The organism is Nocardia sp. NPDC003693 (assembly GCF_053981095.1).
In genome coordinates this window covers 164,615-184,919 of sequence record NZ_JBSFNO010000011.1, presented here as the reverse complement: position 1 = coordinate 184,919, position 20,305 = coordinate 164,615, and the positions used below count along the sequence as shown (strand labels likewise).

At 69.9% G+C, this 20,305-nt stretch carries 21 protein-coding genes; 13 read left to right on the top strand and 8 right to left on the bottom strand.

The features are described 5' to 3' along the window. Positions 1–26: 26 nt before the first annotated feature. The 3 genes from ACWDOP_RS15325 to ACWDOP_RS15315 are packed head-to-tail and all read right to left on the bottom strand — an operon-like array spanning position 27 to position 3,663. Entirely contained in the window at positions 27–1,289 is a 1,263-nt protein-coding gene (locus ACWDOP_RS15325) for a glycosyltransferase family 4 protein (protein WP_454203320.1), read from the bottom strand. After that, positions 1,286–2,833, bottom strand: a complete 1,548-nt coding sequence (locus ACWDOP_RS15320) for a 1,4-alpha-glucan branching protein domain-containing protein (protein ID WP_456345591.1) — start codon at positions 2,831–2,833, stop codon at positions 1,286–1,288. Before ACWDOP_RS15320 ends, ACWDOP_RS15325 begins: the two co-directional genes overlap by 4 nt. A 47-nt stretch (positions 2,834–2,880) precedes the next feature. Then, complete coding sequence (locus ACWDOP_RS15315) at positions 2,881–3,663, bottom strand: class I SAM-dependent methyltransferase (protein ID WP_456345590.1); 783 nt, start codon at positions 3,661–3,663, stop codon at positions 2,881–2,883. Between the two features lie 194 nt (positions 3,664–3,857). Between ACWDOP_RS15315 and ACWDOP_RS15310 the strand changes: the two genes are divergently transcribed. The 4 genes from ACWDOP_RS15310 to ACWDOP_RS15295 all read left to right on the top strand — a co-directional run bounded on the left by ACWDOP_RS15310 (position 3,858) and on the right by ACWDOP_RS15295 (position 6,720). Beyond that, on the top strand, positions 3,858–4,643 hold the full coding sequence (locus ACWDOP_RS15310; protein WP_454203323.1) for an electron transfer flavoprotein subunit beta/FixA family protein: 786 nt from the start codon (positions 3,858–3,860) through the stop codon (positions 4,641–4,643). 36 nt (positions 4,644–4,679) lie between these two features. Continuing rightward, entirely contained in the window at positions 4,680–5,639 is a 960-nt protein-coding gene (locus ACWDOP_RS15305; RefSeq protein WP_456345589.1) for an electron transfer flavoprotein subunit alpha/FixB family protein, read from the top strand. Between the two features lie 210 nt (positions 5,640–5,849). Then, positions 5,850–6,083, top strand: coding sequence for a hypothetical protein (locus tag ACWDOP_RS15300; RefSeq protein WP_454203325.1), 234 nt, complete (start codon positions 5,850–5,852; stop codon positions 6,081–6,083). 223 nt (positions 6,084–6,306) lie between these two features. Then, on the top strand, positions 6,307–6,720 hold the full coding sequence (locus tag ACWDOP_RS15295; RefSeq protein ID WP_456345588.1) for a hypothetical protein: 414 nt from the start codon (positions 6,307–6,309) through the stop codon (positions 6,718–6,720). Here ACWDOP_RS15295 and ACWDOP_RS15290 read toward each other — a convergent pair whose 3' ends face one another. After that, entirely contained in the window at positions 6,721–7,764 is a 1,044-nt protein-coding gene (locus ACWDOP_RS15290; RefSeq protein ID WP_456345587.1) for a hypothetical protein, read from the bottom strand. Positions 7,765–7,885: 121 nt separating this feature from the next. On the opposite strand from ACWDOP_RS15290, the gene ACWDOP_RS15285 reads away from it, so the two are divergent. Beyond that, positions 7,886–8,830, top strand: a complete 945-nt coding sequence (locus tag ACWDOP_RS15285; RefSeq protein WP_456345586.1) for an aminoglycoside phosphotransferase family protein — start codon at positions 7,886–7,888, stop codon at positions 8,828–8,830. A 28-nt stretch (positions 8,831–8,858) separates the two neighbouring features. Here the strand turns inward: ACWDOP_RS15285 and ACWDOP_RS15280 are convergent, their stop codons facing one another. After that, positions 8,859–9,278, bottom strand: a complete 420-nt coding sequence (locus ACWDOP_RS15280; RefSeq protein WP_456345585.1) for a DUF1707 SHOCT-like domain-containing protein — start codon at positions 9,276–9,278, stop codon at positions 8,859–8,861. Positions 9,279–9,346: 68 nt separating this feature from the next. Further along, on the bottom strand, positions 9,347–10,204 hold the full coding sequence (locus ACWDOP_RS15275) for a LysR family transcriptional regulator (protein ID WP_454203330.1): 858 nt from the start codon (positions 10,202–10,204) through the stop codon (positions 9,347–9,349). A gap of 113 nt (positions 10,205–10,317) precedes the next feature. On the opposite strand from ACWDOP_RS15275, the gene ACWDOP_RS15270 reads away from it, so the two are divergent. After that, entirely contained in the window at positions 10,318–11,610 is a 1,293-nt protein-coding gene (locus ACWDOP_RS15270) for an NAD(P)/FAD-dependent oxidoreductase (RefSeq protein ID WP_456345584.1), read from the top strand. A gap of 77 nt (positions 11,611–11,687) precedes the next feature. Here the strand turns inward: ACWDOP_RS15270 and ACWDOP_RS15265 are convergent, their stop codons facing one another. Continuing rightward, positions 11,688–12,392 carry an SDR family NAD(P)-dependent oxidoreductase gene (locus ACWDOP_RS15265; RefSeq protein WP_456345583.1) on the bottom strand — a complete coding sequence of 235 codons (705 nt, stop codon included), beginning with the start codon at positions 12,390–12,392 and terminating at the stop codon, positions 11,688–11,690. Positions 12,393–12,504: 112 nt separating this feature from the next. Here ACWDOP_RS15265 and ACWDOP_RS15260 point away from each other — a divergent pair, with 112 nt between their 5' ends. Continuing rightward, positions 12,505–13,194 carry a TetR/AcrR family transcriptional regulator gene (locus ACWDOP_RS15260; protein ID WP_456345582.1) on the top strand — a complete coding sequence of 230 codons (690 nt, stop codon included), beginning with the start codon at positions 12,505–12,507 and terminating at the stop codon, positions 13,192–13,194. A 99-nt stretch (positions 13,195–13,293) separates the two neighbouring features. Here the strand turns inward: ACWDOP_RS15260 and ACWDOP_RS15255 are convergent, their stop codons facing one another. Continuing rightward, positions 13,294–13,695, bottom strand: a complete 402-nt coding sequence (locus ACWDOP_RS15255) for a RidA family protein (RefSeq protein WP_456345581.1) — start codon at positions 13,693–13,695, stop codon at positions 13,294–13,296. A 138-nt stretch (positions 13,696–13,833) separates the two neighbouring features. Here ACWDOP_RS15255 and ACWDOP_RS15250 point away from each other — a divergent pair, with 138 nt between their 5' ends. The 6 genes from ACWDOP_RS15250 (at position 13,834) to ACWDOP_RS15225 (ending at position 20,210) form a co-directional block, all read left to right on the top strand. Further along, positions 13,834–14,703, top strand: a complete 870-nt coding sequence (locus tag ACWDOP_RS15250; protein ID WP_456345580.1) for a helix-turn-helix domain-containing protein — start codon at positions 13,834–13,836, stop codon at positions 14,701–14,703. Between the two features lie 114 nt (positions 14,704–14,817). Beyond that, complete coding sequence (locus tag ACWDOP_RS15245) at positions 14,818–15,945, top strand: oxidoreductase (protein WP_456345579.1); 1,128 nt, start codon at positions 14,818–14,820, stop codon at positions 15,943–15,945. A 437-nt stretch (positions 15,946–16,382) separates the two neighbouring features. After that, a complete protein-coding gene (locus ACWDOP_RS15240; protein WP_456345578.1) occupies positions 16,383–17,069 on the top strand; it encodes an SDR family NAD(P)-dependent oxidoreductase in 687 nt (228 codons plus the stop codon). After that, entirely contained in the window at positions 17,066–18,133 is a 1,068-nt protein-coding gene (locus tag ACWDOP_RS15235) for an S-adenosylmethionine:tRNA ribosyltransferase-isomerase (RefSeq protein WP_456345577.1), read from the top strand. The genes ACWDOP_RS15240 and ACWDOP_RS15235 overlap by 4 nt, the downstream gene beginning before the upstream one ends. A gap of 253 nt (positions 18,134–18,386) precedes the next feature. After that, positions 18,387–19,241 (top strand): GNAT family N-acetyltransferase, encoded by an 855-nt coding sequence (locus ACWDOP_RS15230; protein WP_456345576.1) that lies wholly within the window; start codon positions 18,387–18,389, stop codon positions 19,239–19,241. 9 nt (positions 19,242–19,250) lie between these two features. Continuing rightward, positions 19,251–20,210: a lysophospholipid acyltransferase family protein gene (locus ACWDOP_RS15225; protein WP_456345575.1), complete on the top strand. Its 960-nt coding sequence runs from the start codon at positions 19,251–19,253 to the stop codon at positions 20,208–20,210. The last annotated feature ends 95 nt before the right edge of the window (positions 20,211–20,305 follow it).

Here is a 20,305-nt window from a genome sequence, read left to right as displayed (position 1 = left end):
CGCGAACCCGCACGGGCGAGCCGCGCTCAGTACGGCTGGTTCGGATCCCGTTCCGGCAGTGGCCGTTCGGAGATCTCCGGCCGCCCGAGCGGGTTGCGGACGCCGCGCTTGGCCGACTGGTACACCAGCGCGGTCTCCTGCGCGACCACGTCCCACGCGAAATCGGCGGTGAGGCGTTCGCGCGCGGCCCAGGCCCGATCCTGCGCGGCGGCAGGGTCGTCCAGCACCGAGCACACCGCGTCCACGACGCCGTTGACATCGGCCGGTTCGAAGGACGCGCCGGTGACGCCGTCGGTCACCAGATCGCCGAGTCCACCGGCGGTCGAGGTCACCAGCGGGGTGCCCGCGGCGGCGGCCTCGAGCGCCACGATGCCGAACGGCTCGTAGCGGCTGGGCAGCACGATGGCGTCGGCCCCGTGCAGCCAGCCCAGCAGATCCGCGTGATCGAGGCGGCCGACGAAGTTCACCGCGCGCGCGACCCGCGCGGCGCGGGCGCGCTCACGCAACCAGTCGAACTGGGTGCCGATGCCGGCGATGGTCAGGGTGGTGCCCGGGTACTGCTTGCGGATGCGCGGCAGCGCCGCGATCGCGTCCTGCACGCCCTTCTCGTATTCGAGCCGGCCCACGTACAGCAGGCGCGGCGGTCCCGACCGCGGCGCGCGTTCGCGGAAGGTCCAGGAGCTCACGTCGATGCCGTTGCGGATCACCGTGACCGGTGCGCGCTCGGGCCGGTACAGCCGCTCGACCTCGTCCTTCATCGATTCCGAACAGGTGATGAGCGCGTCGGAGTCGTGCGCGAGCCACCACTCGACCGAGTGCACCTGCTTGTTGACCCGGCCCGAGACCCAGCCGCTGTGCCGGCCCGCCTCGGTGGCGTGAATCGTGGAAACCAGTGGCACGTCGTAGTGTTCGGCCAGCGTGATGCCCGGGTGCGCGACGAGCCAGTCGTGCGCGTGCACCACATCGGGGGTCCAGCCCTCGCCGATGCCGGGCTTGTTGAGCGCGATCCCCGCCCGCACCATGGCGTGTCCCATGGCCAGGGTCCAGGCCAGCATGTCGTCGCCGAAGTCGAAGCAGGGCGGGTCCTCGGCCACGGCCACCACCAGCACGCCGTCCTCGATGAACGTGTGGGTGGGGTGGGTGGAGGCGTCGGTGCCCATCGGGCGACGAGCCAGCACCACGACCTCGTGCCCGGCGGCGGCCAGCTCGGTGGCCAGGTGATGGACGTGACGGCCCAGCCCGCCGACAACGACGGGTGGGTACTCCCACGACACCATCAAAATCTTCATTGGGGTCCTTCTGAGGAGGGGCCGAGCCGGCGCGCGTCCAGCGCTGGGAAGAATCCGTCGGCCGCGTACCATCCTGCCGCCAATTGCTCCGCTTTGGCGAGTTGCCCGCCGGAAACTGCGGCCGCGATCTCGCGCACCGCGTGTGCGTGTTCATGGGCTCGGTCACGCGCGTACCCCGCGGCGGAGTCCTTGGACACCATGAACGCCCAGTCGCTCGAGACCGCCAGGATCGCCTCCCGCAGGAGTTGATCGGCGACCGGGTTCCGCAGTCCCTGCAGGCCGGTTTCGCCCGTTTCCGAGGCGCCCGCGCCGGTTTCCACCCGCATCTTGTCGAGGGTGTCCAGCGCCAGCTGCACCACCTCCGCGTTGAGGTCGACCAGATCCTGGACCTGATCCCCGGCCCACACCCGCCAGTCCTTGCCCGACCCCCACGAGGAGTCGCTGAGCTGCACCGATTCTCCGACGAAACCCTTGGCACGGGCGTCGGCGAGGGTGCCGACCTCGATGCCCGCCTCGGGCAGCGCGCGCAGGACCTGCTCGAGCCACTGCGGTCCCTCGTGCCACCAGTGGCCGAAGAGTTCGGTGTCGAAGGCGGCCACCACGAGCGCCGGGCGGCCGATGCGCGCGGACTCGGAGATCAATCGTTCACGCACCGTTTCCACGAAGTCCGCGACGTGTTCGCGGACCGCCGCGGCGGCGAGTTCGGGATCGTAGGGAGCCTTGTCCGCACCCGCGACCGTCTTGCCGGTGACGCGGGACGGTTTGAGACCGGTGGCGTGATCGTAGTGATGGAAATCACGGTAGGCGGCGTGGCCCGGGTAGCCGGATTTCGGCGACCAGACGCGATAGCTGACGTGCAGATCGCGCCCGAAGGCGACGACGTCCGAGTCCCACACCGGGCGGCCGAGGGTGGTGTCGCCGCGCAGCGCGGGCCCGTCCACCATGAAGTGCGTCACACCGGCGCGGTCGTATCCGCGTTCCATGCCGGGGGTGAATCCGCACTCGGGCGCCCAGATGCCCGCGGGCGTGTGACCCCAGCGCTGTCGCGCGTCGGCGAGCCCTTCGGAGAGCTGGTAGGCCCGCAGCCGCTCGTCCAGCAGCGGCTGGAACGGGTGGGCCAGCGGCCCGCCCAGCAACTCGATGGCCTCGGCGTCGATCAGCTCGCGCCACACCGGCGACGCGCCGTGCCGCCAGCGGGTTTCGAAGTCGGCCAGCGCGGCGGTGGCCAGGCGATGTTCGTGCGCGCCGAGCGCGACGTTGCCCGACATGGACGCCTCGTCGGCGCGCAGCCGCCAGTTGCCCAGCCAGTGATGCATGCCCAGCAGCGAATGCGGGTCGTCGAGCTGCGCGGCGAGCACCGGGGTGATACCCAGGCTCAGCAGATGCGAACGGCCCTCGGCCGCAAGCTTTCCCAGCACCTCGGCCACGGGCAGGTAGGACGCGGCCCAGGACTGGTACAGCCACTCCTCGCCGACGGGCCAGCGCCCGTGGTGCGCCAGCCACGGCAGATGCGAGTGCAGGACCAGGGTGAACTGGCCTGGCACGGAGCTTGCGGAGTGCCCGTTCGACACGGCCCGGCCTTCCGTTGAACTCACGGCTTCACCGCGATGGCGACCAGGTCGAGGCTGGCATCGATATCACTTTCGGTATCGGCGAGCAGGTCGAAGTCGTCGGTGCGCACGGCCGCGACATCCGCGGTCAGGTCGGCGGGCCAGGGCTCGCCGGCGAGGGCGCGCTCGATCTGCGCGTCGATGATCGACCCGCCCCACTTCTCGTCGAGGGCGACCAGCGGCGCGCCGTGGAAGACGCCCGCCATCAGCTCGAGCCGGAAACCGGCCTCGACGCAGAGTTCGGTGAGTTCGGCGGCGTTGAGTTCGCGGGTGTGGAAGGGGTTGAGCGGGGTGTCGCGGCCGGGGGAGAAGGTGATCCGGTTGGGCGTGCTGATCAGCAGCTTGCCGCCGGGCTTGAGCACCCGCAGGCATTCGCGAACGAATTGTGACTGATCCCAAAGATGTTCGATGACTTGAAAATTCACCACGATGTCGACCGACTCGTCCTCGAGCGGCAGGTCGGCCAGGTTGCCCTGGATCATCTCCACCGCCGGATACTTGGCGCGCACGTGCGCGACCGCCTGGTCGTCGTAGTCGAGGCCGATCACACGCTCGGCAACCCCGGCGATCATATTGGCGCCGTAGCCTTCTCCCGAGCCCGCCTCGAGCACGGTCTTGCCCGCGCAACGCTCGAGCAAACGCGCGTAGGCGATCTCGTGGCGGCGGAACCAGTAGTTTTCCTCGGCGATGCCGGGCACCGTCCGCTCACCGGTCAAAGGCAGGGGATCGGTGTGGTTTTCGGTGGGTATCACGGCCTCGCTCATGGGTCCGACGTTAGCGGTTGTCCATATCACAGCGGCACCCGGATCCGGTGGTGGAGAAACATCACAGCCTAAGTTACCCGCGAGTAACTTAACGTAGGGTAATCTCCTGGCCGAGCTACCTGTGGACGTACGGACAACCAGATCGTGCGACCGCCACACCCGTGCCACCCAGAACAGGAGGTCGACGAAGACCCATGCCAAACATCGTCGTACTGATCAAGCAGGTTCCTGACACCTGGTCCGAGCGCAAGCTGACCGACGGTGACTACACCCTCGATCGCGAAGCCGCCGACGCCATCCTCGATGAGATCAACGAGCGCGCCGTCGAAGAGGCGCTGCTGATCAAGGAGGCCCAGGGCGGCGAGGTCACCGTGCTGGCCATGGGCCCGGCCCGTGCCACCGATGCCATCCGCAAGGCGCTGTCCATGGGCGCCGACAAGGCCATCCACATCCAGGATGACGCCATCCACGGCTCGGACGCCGTGCAGACCTCCTACGTCCTGGCCGCCGCTCTCGGCCAGATCGAGGGCGTCGAGCTGGTCATCGCCGGCAACGAGGCGACCGACGGCCGCGCCGGTGCGGTCCCCGCGATCATCGCCGAGTACCTCGGCCTGCCGCAGCTGACCCACCTGCGCAAGCTCACCGTCGACGGCGACCGCATCTCCGGCGAGCGCGAGACCGACGAGGGCGTGTTCAAGCTCGAGGCCGGTCTCCCGGCCATCGTCTCGGTCACCGAGAAGATCAACGAGCCCCGCTTCCCCTCCTTCAAGGGCATCATGGCCGCGAAGAAGAAGGAAGTTCAGACCTTCACCCTGGCCGATCTGGGCGTTGACCCGGAGACCGTGGGCGTTGCGAACGCCGGCACCCAGGTGACCGGCGTGACCCCGAAGCCGGCGCGCACGGCGGGCGAGAAGATCGTCGACGAGGGCGAGGGCGGCCAGCAGATCGCCACCTACCTCGTTGGTCAGAAGATCATCTAAAGCCCCCGAGCCGAACCAACTTCAGGAGAAAGAACAATGGCAGAAGTACTCGTGCTCGTGGAGCACGCCGAGGGTGCGCCCAAGAAGGTCACCTCCGAGCTGATCACCGCCGCCCGCACCCTGGGCACCCCGGCCGCCGTCGTCGTCGCCGCCCCCGGCACCGCCGACAAGCTGGCCGACGCCCTGACCGCCGCGGGCGCCGAGAAGATCTACGTCGCCGAGTCCGAGGACGCCGAGGGCTTCCTGGTGACCCCGAAGGTCGACGTGCTCGCCGGTCTGTCCGAGTCGGCCGCTCCGGCCGCGATCCTGGTCGCCGCCACCGCGGACGGCAAGGAGATCTCGGGCCGTCTGGCCGCGCGCATCGGCTCCGGCCTGCTCGTGGACGTCATCTCGGTCGACGCCGACGGCACCGCGGTGCACTCGATCTTCGGTGGCGCGTTCACCGTGACCGCCAAGGCCACCGGTGACGTCCCGGTCATCTCGATCCGCCCGGGCGCCGTCGAGGCCGCTCCGCAGGCCGGCGCCGGCGAGAAGGTCGCCGTCGAGATCCCCGCCCAGGAAGAGGGCGTCACCAAGGTCGTCGCGCGGGAGCCGGTCGCCGGTGGCGATCGTCCCGAGCTGACCGAGGCCGCGATCGTGGTCTCCGGTGGCCGTGGCGTCGGCTCGGCCGACAACTTCGGCAAGGTCGTCGAGCCGCTGGCCGACTCCCTCGGTGCCGCCGTCGGCGCTTCCCGCGCCGCGGTCGACTCCGGCTACTACCCGGGCCAGTTCCAGGTCGGTCAGACCGGTAAGACGGTCTCCCCGCAGCTGTACATCGCCCTGGGTATCTCCGGCGCGATCCAGCACCGCGCGGGCATGCAGACCTCGAAGACCATCGTCGCTGTCAACAAGGACGAGGAAGCTCCGATCTTCGAGATCAGCGACTACGGCATCGTCGGCGACCTGTTCAACGTGGCGCCGCAGCTCACCGAGGCTGTGAAGGCTCACAAGGGCTGACGCTGACGCGGTAGCTGATGCCCTTCGGGCACAAGCTGATTCGATGACCCCCGGCCGGAAACGGCCGGGGGTCATCGTCGTTGAAGGGGAGTGCCCCAGGAATTGGGGGCGCGATGCGTCGAGAATGCTACAGCATAGTGAAATGGCTGCATTTGTAAGTTGTCGCGGGTTCGCGGCCCTGTTGTTTCCGTGCTCGAAAGGTGTTCTGCCATGCGTTCTCTCATTGCCGCCGTCGGTGTGTCCGGTCTCCTCGTCGCCGGGGTGGGGCAGGCCGCGGCCGAGCCCCTGACCCTGACCGAGCCGTCGACGACGCAGGTCGCCCAGGACCAGCCGGAGCTGTCCGGCTCGGCGAGCACCGCCTACGCGGTGCTGTTCCTGCTGGGCTCGTCCGCCGTCACCGCGTGCGCCGTGATCAGCGGCTGCGGTATTCCCGGGACCAACTGACCCGCCGCGCGCGCGGGTGCGGGCAGGAGCCGGCGCGCGGGCGGATTCGATGGTTCCCGGCCGGAAACGGCCGGGAACCATCGGCTTTCGAGGCGGGTGCGATCGTGATGTGTCGCAGCCCGTATGGTGCGCGGGGCGGCACCGTGTGAGGATCGGAGGTCTTCGAGTCGGGCGGGGGGATCAGGATATGGGGAGACGATCGAGGGAGCCCGAGCCATCCGGTGTGCCAGAGCATGTCGACGGCGACGGGGACGAACTCACGCGGGTCGTGGCCGCGCTGCACTGGGATCTGGCCGAGGTGCTCGGAACCGATTGCGCACCCAAGGTTTTCGACCGCATCGCGGCGGCGCTCGACGAGCAGTTCACCTCCGTGGTGACCACCGGCCAGACCGTGGACCGCGAAACCCTGCTGGCGGGGGTGTGGTCCGCGCGAAACACGCAGCCTGGCATGGCGATCGAGGTTTCCGACGTGCGGGAGATCGCGCGCAGCGGCAATCTCGTGATCGTGCGGTTCGCGGCGGCGAACCGGATCGGCGGGGTACAAACGCGGCGGGTGGCGACCGCGGTTCTGGTGACCGACGGGCGCACGCATCTGTGGAGGTCGGTCCACGAGACGAGTACGCCCGTCACCGAGTGACTAGTCCTGCTCCTCGGCGGATTCGGCCTCGAAGAAACCCACGCAGGTCAGGGTGAAGAAGTCGAACGGGCTGGGGAATCGCCAGGAGTCGTGCGCGACGTGCTCGGGCGAGGTGAAGCCGAAGCGGCGCAGGAAGTGCACGGTCAGCTCCGCGACCTCGATCAGGGAGGCCCGGTCGTCGGGCAGCTGGCGCACCTGGACGCCGTCCTGACCCGGATTGAACGCCTTGGCCTTGAGCTCGGCTCGCCATTCCGGGCGTTCGCTGACGGCGAGGGTCACCGAGTCCGGGTACAGCGCGATCTGCACCTTCAGCTCCGGATCGACCGTGGTCCAGTCCTCGTCGTCGGGATCGTCCTGATCGTCCGGTCCCCGGTACGCGTCCGGGTTGCCCTGCAGGGTGATGACGAGCCGATCTGGCCCGGCGACCGAATCGTCGTCCTCGGTACCCAGGGCCAGCATGGCCAGGTGCACGTCCTGCAGGGTGTCCGCCAGCGCGTCGGTGACGTCGTCCCACTGCGAGAGCACCTTCTCGCCGTAGGTGAAATCGTCCATGCCCGGGCCGTCCATGTCGGCCATCCAGGTGAACGGCACTTCGTTCAGGTCGTCCTCGAGCTCCCAGGCGCGCTCGTACCACCGCTCGAAGGCGAGCGTGGAGCCCGCGCGTACGCCGAGCTTGCCGGCGCGGTCCAGCGACAGCTCGCGGAAGGTCCGCGCATCGCGCCAGCGCGCGAACACGTTCCGGCAGCCGCCGAACCAGGACGGCTCACCCCATACGTCGATCGCGGTATCGAGGAATTCGTGGAACTCCTCGGGATCGGCCTTGGTGACCTGCACCCCGATCGCCTCCATCTCGGGCGCGCCCGAGCGCCCCGGAATCGAGTTCTCCGCGATCCAGCCGGGGTGGTCGAGCCCCGGGATGTCGATGCCGTCGGCCGTCACGACCCAGCCCGCGCCGGCGCACGCCGCGGTCACCTCCGCCCGGCTCCAGCTGCCGAAATCCCCGGCCAGCGCGGTGAGCGCGGCGCGAAACTGTTCCTCAGTCATCCCTTGCACACCGCGACGCTACCGGTCCCGTTTCCCGGCCCGGGCACACCCGCCCGCGCGGCGGGCCGGGCCGGGCGGTTAACCGATGGCCGCGCACGGTGGGATCTGAGAGGCTGGCGCCATGCCGATCACGCTGCCGCCCGATGTCGCCGAGAACATCGCCGAGGTCTTCGACGAGCGCGGGCGGCGGTGGCTGGCGGAGTTGCCGGACGCGGTCGCGGCGCGGTGCGCGGCGTGGGATCTGGAGATCACGGGCGCGGCCTTCGGCGGCGGCACGCATTCCTTCGTGGCCCCGGTGAAACGGGCGGACGGTTCCGCGGCGGTGCTGAAGATCCCGGTGGTGGACGAGGAGAATGTGGGCGAGCCGGCGGGATTGTTCGCGTACGCGGGCGACGGTGCGGTGCGGCTGTACGAATTCGATCCCGTCACGGGAGCCATGCTGCTCGAATGGGCCCGGCCCGGAACGGAATTGGTGTTCCAGCCCGGATTTCCGAGTAACGAGGGTCTGCCGGAGAACATCGGCAGGGTGGAGCTGGCGTGTGGCCTGTATCGGCGTTTGCGCCGCCCCGCCGTGGCGATTCCGGACGATTACCCGGCCATTCCGGCGGCGGCCGACATGGTGGCGGAGTGGAAAGAACTGTTCCTGGACCCCGAGCCCGATATCGCGCAATTGATTCCGGCCCCGCTGCTCGAGCACGCCGCGCGATGGTGCGAGAAACTCTCGGTACCGGACGGCCCGCCGCTCATCGTCAATCGCGATACCCATCTGGGCAATATCGTTGCCGCGCAGCGGGAACCGTGGCTCATGATCGACCCCAAGCCCTATATCGGCGAGGCGGCGTTCGATGCCGGATTCCTGGTCATGATCCAGGTGCAGAGCGCGCCGACCCCGGAACACGCACGCGCGGTGGTGGATCGGACCGCGGCGGCGCTGGAGATCGACGCGGAGCGGGCGCGGGGGTGGGCGTTCATGCGGGCGCTGGAGGAGATCGTCTGGGCGAACGAGGACGAGGAACCCGAGGATCTGCGCCTGCATCTGGCGGTGGCGACCGCGCTGCACCGCTAGCGCCCGCGGGCACGGGATGTGCGGGCGCTCAGCGCTTGTGCGGTCCCCTACCCTGCCCGCTGTCGCGGTTGGTGACGATCCCGATGAAGGTCGGAATCAACAGCGCCGCGCCCCACGGCCCGATCACCCACCCCGGCCAGAAGTACCCGAGTCCGGTCGCCAGCCAGATCCCGATCACCAGCAGTCCGACCGCGACCCACGGGATCCACATGATCACCACCCACTGCGGCACCGCGTCCCCGCCGAGCTTGCCCGCGCGCGAATTCCGTTGGGCGGGCAGGTCGGCCAGGATCGGTTCCAGCTCACCGTAGGTCTTGGCCGCGTACACGTCCTTGAGCCGGGCGTCGTATTCGTAGATGGTGAGCCGGCCTTCGTCCATCGCAGCCTGGAGCCGGTCGACGATCTGTTCGCGGTCGGCGTCGGAGGCCCGCATGTTCTCCTGGGTCACGACCACAGACTAGGTCGGTCGCGGTCTCCCGCGCTACGAATCGACGCACCCGCCGAGCGGGGCGGGAGTCACGCGCAGTGCAGGGCGGCGAGCAGTGTGGTCAGGATGGGCGATTGGCGAATATCGCTGCGCACCACCGCCGATACCGGCACCCGCAGCGGATGGCCGTTGAGCCGCAGGGTCGCGATGCCCTCGGTCTGCGAGTCCGCGTAGAGGATCGTCCAGGCGTCGGGCCGATTGATGAGCTCCATGGTGGCGGTGTGGTCCGGCGGAATGGGCGGGCCGTAGGCCGGACCGGTGGGCAGATCGGCGAAGGCCGCGCGCACCACGTTGTGTAACAGCACCTGATCGAGTTCCGGCGGCAGCAGTAACGGGTAGGCCCCGAGTTCGGTGAGGGTCACGTCGCGGCGGCCCGCCAGGGGGTGCGCGGTGGAGGTGGCGATGACCAGATCCTCGACCCAGAGCTTCTCGACGGTCAGTCCGGGCTGATCGACGCTGCCCCGGATCAGGGCCAGATCGCAGTCCCCGTCCGCCACCGCCTGGATGCGCTGGCGGAACGGTTTGATGACGAATTCGATCTCGGCGCCGGGATGCGCTTCGCGTGCTCCGGCAATGGCCGAGAGCGATCTTGTTGCGAAGCTCATATTCGCCGCGAGGCGAATGCGCGGACCGGATGCCCTTACAGCTGCACGAATGGCGGATTCCAGGCTCAGCATTTGCTTCGCAAGAGGAAGTAGCCGAGTGGTCGCGTCGGTGGGTACGACCGATCTTGTCGAGCGTTCGAACAGCGGCACCCCGAGGTCCCGTTCGAGCCGTGCGATCTGGTGGCTGATGGCCGATTGCGAAATGAAGCACCGGGTCGCCGCCCGGCTGAAGCTGAGTTCTTCGCAAACGGCGACAAAGTAGGCCAGCTGTCGCAGTTCCACGGCACTTCTCCAATTCATGATCAATCTAGATAAGAGTCATATTGATTATGCGCCCTGACCCCTGGAACATTCGCACTTCGAATCACGGTTAGTCATGAGAGAAGGAGGCTGTCATGCAGATCGCGGGTGCGGGTGTCGAGTCCGTAGAGGTTGTCATCGTTGGTTCGGGCTTCGGCGGGCTCAGTGCCGCCAAGCAGCTCAATAAGTCGGGAGTGCCCTACGTGCTGATCTCGAGCACACCCGAGCACCTCTTCCAGCCCCTGCTCTATCAAGTTGCGACGGGTGTGCTGGCCTCCGATGAGATCGCCCCGCCCATCAAGAACATCCTGCGGCACCACCGCAACGGCGAGACGCGGGTCGGCAGGGTCGTCGCCCTGGACGCCCCGAACGCGATCCTGACCTACGAGACCCCCGAGGGTCCGCGCAAGATTCGCTACGGATCGCTGATCGCCGCCACCGGCGCGAGCCAGTCCTATTTCGGCCGTGACGATTTCGCGCACAAGACCTACTCGCTCAAGACGATCGACGACGCCAAGGCGCTGCGCGCGCAGATCGATCGCGTGTTCACCGAGGCCAAGGACGCCGACCCCGAGACCCGCCGCCGGCTGCTCAGCTTCGTGGTGGTGGGTGCGGGCGCGACCGGCGTCGAGGTGGCCGGCCAGCTCAAGGAACTGGCCAAGCGGTACTACAACACCGAGGACTCGGTGACCCTGGTCGAGGGCGCGGGCGTAGTGCTGCCGCCGTTCGGCGGCGGGCTCTCCGAATACGCGAAGGATTCGCTGGTCAAAAGCGGTATCGAGGTGCTGACCGACACCTTCGTGACCGATATCGACGAGGGCAAGGTCACCGTCAAGAGCAAGGACGGGGTCGAGCGCCGGATCGCCGCGGAGACCGTGGTGTGGTCGGCGGGCGTGCAGGCGGGCGGGTTCGCCGAGATCCTGGCCGAGGCCACGGGCTGCGAGACCGACCGCGCCGGGCGACTGCTGATCAACCCGGACTGCACGGTGGGCGGGCACGCCGACATCTACGCCATCGGCGACATGACCTCGCTCAAGGGCTACCCGGGCCAGTCGCCGGTCGCGATGCAGGAGGGCCGCCACGTCGCGGACATCATTCGCGGCAAGAAGCAGACGGCCACCGAGTTCACCTACTGGGACAAGGGCAGCATGGCGGTGATCAGCCGCTTCAGCGCGGTCACCAAGCTGAACGACTCGATCAAGTTCACCGGCACGATCGCCTGGTTCACCTGGCTGGCCGTGCACCTGTTCTACCTGGTCGGCTTCCGGAACCGGTTCGCCGCGGTGTTCTCGTGGCTCGTGGCGTTCATCGGTACCGGGCGGCCCGGGTTCGCCGAGGTCGAGAAGGCCTCCGCCGCCAAGGGTTTGGAACCGCCGCGGGCCGCGTGACGCGCGCGGCGTGAGAGATCGGACGAGCCGCCCGGGGTTTACCCCGGGCGGCTCTGTCGTGCACGGGTCGGGCGAGGTCAGGCGGCTCGTTCCACCTCCGTGTCGGTGGTGGCCATCAGAAACAGTTCCTCGGCCAGTTCGTCGGGGTGCACGCGGGGGAACTGTTCGCGGGTGATCTCGTCGAAGTGACCGGACTCGACCAGGCGGGCGGCGGCGCTGCGCTCGATCAGGCGGCCGATCAGAAGGCCGCCCACGCGGACGCCGCGGGGACGGACCTCCTCGTTGACCGTGTGCAGGTAGGTGAGCAGGCCCGACTGGGGGACGTTCACGCTCGCGAGGGCCGACTGGGGTTGGCGCGCACCGGAACCCAGGGCGATCAGCGCGGCGCCGGAGCCGCGTTCGGTCATCGCGGGGAGCAGGGTGTGCAGCAGGTGGACGGGGGTCAGCAGGTGCAGGGGGAGCCAGGTGCGCAGCGTCGGCAGGTCCAGGTCGGACGCGGCGACGGGCAGGCGGGTGACGTCGCCGGGGCTGTAGACGACCGCGTCGGGGACGCCGTGCCGGGCGCGGAGGTGGTCGAGGGCGGTGGTGACGGCATCGATGTCGGTGAGGTCCGCGACCAGGTGATCGGCGGCGACGCCGTCCGCGGTGAGTTGTTTCCCCAGTTCCCCGAGTACCTCGGTGTTGCGCGCGATGAGGGTGACCGAGTATCCGGCGCGGCCGAAGCGCTGCGCCGTGGAGAGTCCGAGCGCGGGACCCGCGCCGAAGAGGGCCAGATGCGGCATTGCTGACTCCTTGGAATCGATTGACGCTAAGTTGAGAGGGCACTCAAATTTGAGTGCCCTCTCAACTTAGCGCATAAATCGAGGGGGTGCTCGAGTTGTTAGGATCGGCCGTATGAGCGAGGTGCGGGCGGTGGCGGACCGGCAGCGGCGGCGCGACGCCCGCGACAATCGCGATCGCGTGCTCACCGCGGCCCGGCGGCACTTCGCGGCCGAGGGCCTGGACGCCTCGCTCTCCGCCATCGCACGCGCGGCCGGGGTCAGCATCGGCACGCTCTACAACCATTTCCCCACCCGTGATCTGCTGATCGACGCCGCCCTGCGGGATCTGGTCCTCGATTCGGTGCGCCACGCCGAACGCTCGCTCGCGGCCCCCGACCCCTGGACCGGCCTGGTGGATCACCTGACGGCTCTGGCGCAGTGGCAGGCCGCCGATCGCGGTTTCACCGACATCTGCGTCCGCTCCCTCCCCGCCGACACCCCCATCGAGCTGGCCAAAGTCGAAGGCCACCACCTCTTTCAGCGACTGCTGCAGCGGGCGTGGGACAGCGGCCAGCTCCGCCCCGACGTGGATCCGGCCGACGTCGGCCTCCTGCTCTGGTCGGTGGTCCGCGCGACCGAGTCGGTGCGCCCCCTGGCCCCCGACGCCTGGCGCCGCCACGTGGCGATCCTGCTCGACGGCCTGCGCGCCGCCGCCGCCCACCCCCTCCCCGGCGAGCCCCTCGATCCCCACACCGTCCGGGCCGCCATGACCCCGGAAACCCCTGCGCCGCAGCGCAACCGGTCCGGCGGCGCCGGCGGGTAGTCCAGCCCGGGACGCGGACGTTGGCCGGAGCTCGGGGGCACACCGGCACCGTCATCAACGTGGACGGCAGAATCGGTATGGGGCACTGAGGAACCGGGGTCAGGGGGCCAGGGCCACCACCTCCACCTCGATGAGCCAGTCGGGCTGGGCCAGGGCGGTGACCTCCAGGAGGGTGTCCGCGGGATAGGGCTCGGCGAGGAACTCTTTGCGCAGGGTGATCACGTGCGCGAGGTTCGCGGGCATATCGCGGACGAAGATCCCGACCTTGATCACGTCGGTGAGGTTCGCGCCGGCCTCGGCCAGCACCCGTTCGACGTTGCGGAAGGCCTGGCGGCCCTGATTCAGGAACCCGCCGGGCACGGTGCTGCCGTCCTCGGCGAAGCCGGCCTGGCCGGAGACGTGGATCAGGCCGCCCGCGGTGATGGCCTGGGAGATCCGGTACGGGTGGTACCAGTCGGGGCTGGTGGCGATCTTCTGAATGCGCGGATTGCGGTCGCTCATCGGGCGATTCCTCACGGTCGGGTGGGCACCGGGCGGTGCCGGTCCAGCCTGTCGGCCGCCGGGCGGGTGAACCAGTCCCGTCGTAACCGATGGCCGCCGAACCGAGGTCTGGCGGACCCACCCTAGAATTCGGAACTCGTGGACAGCGCTGAGCACATCGGAGGATTTCTCGCCTCCCGCCGTGCGCGCCTGCGCCCGGAAGACGTCGGCCTGCCCTTCTTCGGCACCCGGCGTCGCGTGCCGGGGTTGCGGCGCGAGGAACTCGCCCAGGTGGCGGGCGTCAGCGTCGACTACTACGCCCGGCTCGAACAGGGCCGCCTGGAGAACGTGTCGCCCGCGGTGCTCGACGCGGTGGCGAGCGCCCTGCGCCTGAGCGCCGACGAGCGCACCCACCTCTACAACCTGGCCCGGCCCCCGCTGGCCGCCGACGACGCGGAGGCGACGCCCACGCTGCGCCCGGCGCTGCACGCGCTGCTCGCCGCGATGGAGCACATCCCGGCCTACATCGTGGGCCACCACACCAACATCCTGGGCTGGAACCGGGCCGCGGAGCTGTTCTTCGGCGTCGATTTCGCGAGTGTGCCCGCCGCGCAACGCAGCTGGGCGTATCTGGTGTTCCTCGATCCGCACATTCACGATCTGCTCGCCGAGCAGCAGCCCGGTCTGGCCCGGCAGATCGCGAGCGACCTGCGCCTGCGCGCGGGGCATCGCCCGGGCGATCCGGAGTTCACCGCCTTCATCGAGCGAATGCGTTCGAGCAGTAAGCAATTCGACGAACTCTGGAGCAGCCACGACGTCACCGGCGTCGCGTTCGGCAGCTACCACTTCCGGCACCGCGCGCTCGGCCCGATCGAGCTGAACTACGAATTCCTGCCGCTGACGGGCGATCCCGGCGCCCGTGCCCTCGTGGCCTACACTGCGGCGCCGGGCACCCCGGCCCTGCGCGCGCTGCGGGTTTTCCTGTCCACCGCCCCGGGCGAAACCGCCGACCTCGAACCCGAAGGGTAGGTCCGGCGGACCCAGGTTGGCGGGTCAGCGGTGAACCAGGCGCTGGTACCCGCGCACGCGGTCGATGAAGGTTTCCCCGAACGATGTCGCACGCATTTCGAGGAGAGCTTCCGCATGACCACCGCCGAACGGCAGTCCACCCACCCCGCGCTCGACCCCGCCGATCTCGGCGGGCTGCGCCTGCGCAACCGGCTCGCGGTCGCGCCCATGACCCGGGTGTCCGCCACCGCCGACGGCACCCCGACCGCGGCCATGGCCGAGTACTACCGCGACTACGCCACGGGCGGTTTCGGATTGATCATCACCGAGGGCGTCTACACCGATGCCACCCACAGCCAGGGCTATTTTCACCAGCCCGGACTGGTGACCGCCGCGCACCTGGACGGCTGGCGCCCGGTGGTGGCCGCCGCGCACGAGGCCGGCGCGGTGATCATCGCGCAGCTGATGCACGCGGGCGCGATCTCGCAGGGCAATGCCAACGGCTTCGAGACCATCGGCCCGTCCGCGGTGCCGCCGCGCGGGCAGATGATGGTCGACTACGGCGGCGCCGGCGGCGCCTGGGCCGCGCCCCGGGAGATGACCGCCCGCGACATCGACGAGGTGGTGGCCGGATTCGCCGCCGCCGCCGCGAACGCCCGCGCGGCGGGTTTCGACGGCGTCGAGATCCACGGGGCCAACGGCTATCTGCTCGACCAGTTCCTGACCGACTACACCAATCGCCGCACCGACGAGTACGGCGGATCGGTGGCCGATCGCATCCGGCTGACCGCACGGGTCCTGGCCGCGGTGCGCGCCGCGGCGGGTGACCTCGTGGTCGGGGTGCGCCTGTCGCAGACCAAGGTCAACGACTTCACCTACCGCTGGCCCGGCGGCGAGGCCGACGCCCGCGTGGTCTTCGAGGCCGTGCGCGCCGCGGACTACCTGCACATCGCCAGTGAGGGAAAGGATTTCATCGAGACCGCGCGCTTCCCGAGTGGCCGCACCATCACCCAGGTGGCCCGCGAGGTGTCCGGCCGCCCGGTGATCGCCAACGGCGGGATGCACGTGCTCGAGCAGGCCGCGGCGGTGCTGACCGGCGGACACGCCGACGTGCTCAGCCTCGGCCGCGGCGCGCTCGCGAATCCCGATCTGCCGCAGCGTGTTCGCGCGGGTGCCGCGCTGGCGGACTTCGACTTCGAGATGCTGCACCCGCTGGCGAATCTGGAATCCGCCGCGGCCTGGCGTGCACGCTCCGGGCGCTGATCCGGTGCGCGCTGTTGCCGACCGAGACCAGCTGCTGGGTCTCGCGCGGTGCGCGTTCGGCGGCGAATTGCGCTGAGCATCGCGCCGGTCGCCTTGTGCGGGTCCAATCGTGTTGCCGGGGTGGACTATCGGTGGCTCGGCCCGCGCGATCTCCGCGACGGTGAGCTTGCCGGTCTCGGGCAGGCCGCTCCACCCGGCGTCATGCCGATGTCCTCGGCCGGGAGCGTGTCGGTGACTTCGGCCCGACCTCGGACCCCGCCGTCAGCGCCCCCTTTATCGAACACGGAATGCCGCTGCAAGATCCTCTTGGACCCGTGTGGGGTAGAGACCCGAGCCGGGACCGCGCCGACCACAAAATCGTTCCCCGGTTCTGCCGTGGGCGGAAGGCGGGCCCGCGCCATTGACCTCGAGTTAGGTTGAGGTTGAACGATGGCTGCATGGAGCGAAACAAGAAGGCACTGATCACGGGGGCGTCGGCGGGACTCGGGCGGGCCGTCGCGCTGGAGCTGGCGGCCCGGGGCTGGCAGCTCGTCATTTCCGCGCGCGGAGCCGAGCGCCTGGCGCGCGTGCGGGCCGCGACCGGGGCGACGGCCGTGGCGGGGGACATCGCGGACCCGGCGCATCGGCGCGAACTGGTCCGGGCGCTCGGCGGGGGGCCGGTCGACCTGGTGCTCAACAACGCCGGTGCGCTCGGAACCAGTCCGCTGCCCGCGCTCGAGCACTACCCCCTCGCCGATCTGACGGCGCTGTTCGACACCAATGTCGTTGCGCCCCTGGCGCTCACCCAGCTGGTGCTGCCCGCGGTACGCGCCGCCGAGGGCGTCGTGGTCAACATCAGCTCGGACGCCGCCGTCGCCGCGTACCCGGGCTGGGGCGGGTACGGGGCGAGCAAGGCGGCGCTGGACCACCTCACCGCGGTACTCGCGGTGGAGCATCCGGGCCTGCGGATCTACGCCTTCGACCCGGGCGACATGCGCACGGACATGCATCAGGCGGCGTTCCCGGGCGAGGACATCTCCGACCGTCCGGAAGCCGAGTCGGTCGTCCCCGCCCTGCTCCGCCTGCTCGACGCACAGCTGCCCAGTGGCCGGTACGCGGTATCGGATCCGGTGGTGGCGTCATGACCACGGAGCTGACCGGTCTCGACTTCACCCTGCCCGCCGAACTCTCGGCCACCACCCCGCCCGAGGCGCGCGGTGTCGCCCGTGACGAGGTTCGCCTGCTGGTCAGCGACGGCGGCGCGCTGACCCACGCCCGCTTCCGCGAGCTACCCGCGTTCCTGCGCCCGGGAGACCTGGTGGTGGTGAACAATTCGGCCATGCTCGCCGCCGCGGTGGATGCCGAGCTCGACGGCGTGCCCGCGGTGCTGCACTTCTCCACCTGGCTGACCGGCCGGCGCTGGGCGGTGGAGCCGCGTGATCCGGCGGGCATCCCGTGGGCGGGCCCGCCGCTGAAAACCGGTGCCCGGCTGCGGCTTCCGGACGGCTCGGCGGCCGTGCTGGCCGAGCCCTGGCTGCCGGGCGCGACCCGCCTGTGGGTGGCCGAGGTCGAGACCTCGGTCCGGGACCTGCTCGCCCGGCACGGCCGCCCCATCACCTACTCCTATGTCCCCGAGCGCTGGTCGGCGGACTACTACCGCACGGTCTTCGGCCGCGAGCCCGGCAGCGCCGAAATGCCCAGTGCGGGCCGGCCCTTCACCGACGCGCTGGTCACCGAGCTCGTGGCCCGCGGCGTCGCGCTGGCCCCGATCACCCTGCACACCGGCGTCTCCTCGCCCGAGACCGGGGAGCCGCCCAATCCGGAGCGTCTCACCGTTCCCGATCTGACCGCCCGCCTGGTGAACCTGACCCGCGCGGCGGGCGGGCGGGTGATCGCGGTCGGCACGACGGTGACCCGAGCCCTGGAGTCGGCCGCCGACGACCGGGGGCTGGTGCGCGCCACCGCGGGCTGGACCTCGCTCGTGCTCGACGGATCGCGCCCGGCCCGGGTGGTGGACGGCCTGATCACCGGCTGGCACGCGCCGGGAGCCTCGCATCTGCACCTGCTGGAAGCGGTCGCCGGGGCCGAGGTGGTGCGCGCGGCCTACCGCGCGGCCGTCGACACCGGATACCTCTGGCACGAATTCGGTGACACCGCACTGCTGTTCCGCCGCCGACCCGGTGCGGAGGCGTCCGGCGCGGTGGCGTAGGCTCGCGATCTCGGCCCGCCGACCGGAGTCGCGGACGCGCCCGGCCGGTGCGCCGGACGCCCGCCGACCGGCGTCGCGGGTGTCCGGAACACACGCCGTACCCACCCGGAATACGAGCGTTTGTCCTGGTAGGGAACGTTCGGAAGCGATCCGATGAACTCCGGGTGCGGGCCCCGACGCGTTCATCGGACTGGCATCGACCCGCCATCTGGCGGTCGCTCCGGCGCAGTCTGAGCCTGGCTTGATCAACAGCATGACCAGCACGGCAGTGTCGAAGTCCAGCCTGCTCCCCGCAGCGTCTGCCCCCCTCTCGCGCCCGGAACCGCCCCGCACCCAGAGCCGTTCGCAATACTCCCTGGTCGTTTCCTCCGATGCGGAGCATCGCGAGGCCGCCCAGCGGCTGCGCTACCAGGTGTTCGCCAACGAGCCGGGTTTCGCCATCCCCGCCAACCCGGCCGGCCTGGACGCCGATCGCTTCGACGATCACTGCGACCACCTGCTGGTTCGCGACGAACTCACCGATCAGTTCGTCGGCTGCTACCGTATGCTGCCCCCGGACAAGGTGACCGCCGCCGGCGGCTACTACACCGCCACCGAATTCGACCTGGGCGCACTGGATCCGGTCGGCAACCGGATGGTCGAGATGGGCCGCGCCTGCGTGGTGCCCGATCACCGCAACGGCTCGGTGCTGACCCTGATGTGGGCGGGCATCCTGCACTACATCCAGCTCACCGGCTACGAGTGGATCATGGGCTGCGTCTCGGTCCCGATGGTTCCCGAGCCCGGCGATCGGCCCGGCGCGAACGTGCGCGGGGTGCGCGACCTGATCCTGCGCAAGCACGGCCTGGAGCCGGAACGCCGTGTGCGCCCGTACAACCCGGTCGTCGTCGAGGGCCGCACCCTCGACGAGATCGAGCCGCCGGCGCGCCCCAAGCTGCCCGCGCTGATGAACGGCTACCTGCGCCTCAACGCGCAGATCTGCGGCGAACCGGCGCACGACCCCGACTTCGCGGTCGCGGATTTCGTGGCGCTGCTGGGGCTTTCGACCGTCAATACCCGTTACCTGGAGCGCCTGCAGTCCGCGGTCGCCAGTATGGATGCCCGGTGATGAATCATGATGCCTGCCCTGCTTTCCACCGGAACGGCCGGATTGTCTTGTCCGCCCGCTGAATCCGGCGCCCACGCGTGGATGCCGCACAGCCCCTGCGGTCCCGAGTGCGTGCGCACCGCACCCGAGGCGAGCGTGCTGCTGATGGCCGCCCGCATCGTCGGTTTCGGTGCGGTGCTGGCCTCGTTCCCGCTGGCGCACGTGCTCACCCCGCGCCGCCGCCGTCCGGCCCTGCAGAGCCGCTACGCGCGGACACTGCTGCACTGCTGTGGAATTCGCGTCCGCGTGATCGACAATCGGGCACCCGGCGACACCCCGAGCGGGGTCCTCGTGGTTGCCCCGCACATCGGCTGGACCGATGTCATGGCGCTGTCCGCGGTGGAGCCGACCTCCTTCGTCGCCCGCGCCGACCTCATCGACTGGCCGGTGCTCGGCGCGGTCGCCCGCAAGGTCCGCGTCATCCCGATCGAACGCGAACGCCTGCGCGCCCTGCCCGGCGTGATCGGTGAGATCGCGTCCCGCCTGCGCGCGGGCGAGCGCGTCGGCATCTTCCCCGAGGGCACCACCTGGTGCGGTCGCGCCCACGGTCACCTGCGGCCCGCGCTGTTCCAGGCCGCGGTGGACACCGGCACGCCGGTGCAGCCGATCCAGCTGCGCTACCTCGACGCCGACGGCGCGGTCTCCACGGTCCCCGCGTTCGTCGGCATCGACACGATGGCGGACTCGATCCGCCGTGTCCTGCGCTCGCGGGGCGTTATCGCCGAGCTCACCCTGCAGCCCACGGTGCCGCCCGGTACCGATCGGCACGAGCTGGCCCGTCGCTGTGAACGCGCCATCGCCGACTCCGGTGTCGATCGCGCGTTCGCGGATCTGGTGCACCTCGCCGAGCACGAACGCGTCGCGGCCCAGGTGGCGGCACTCGAGGAACGCCTGCTGCAGCCGTCGGCGACCCCGGCCGATCGGGGCTGAGCGCGCGCACCGGGATTCGCCTGTACCGGAATCTTGTTCGCGATCCCTGGCGCACATCGCGGGCGCGCAGCATACTTCCGCGTACACCGATGCAT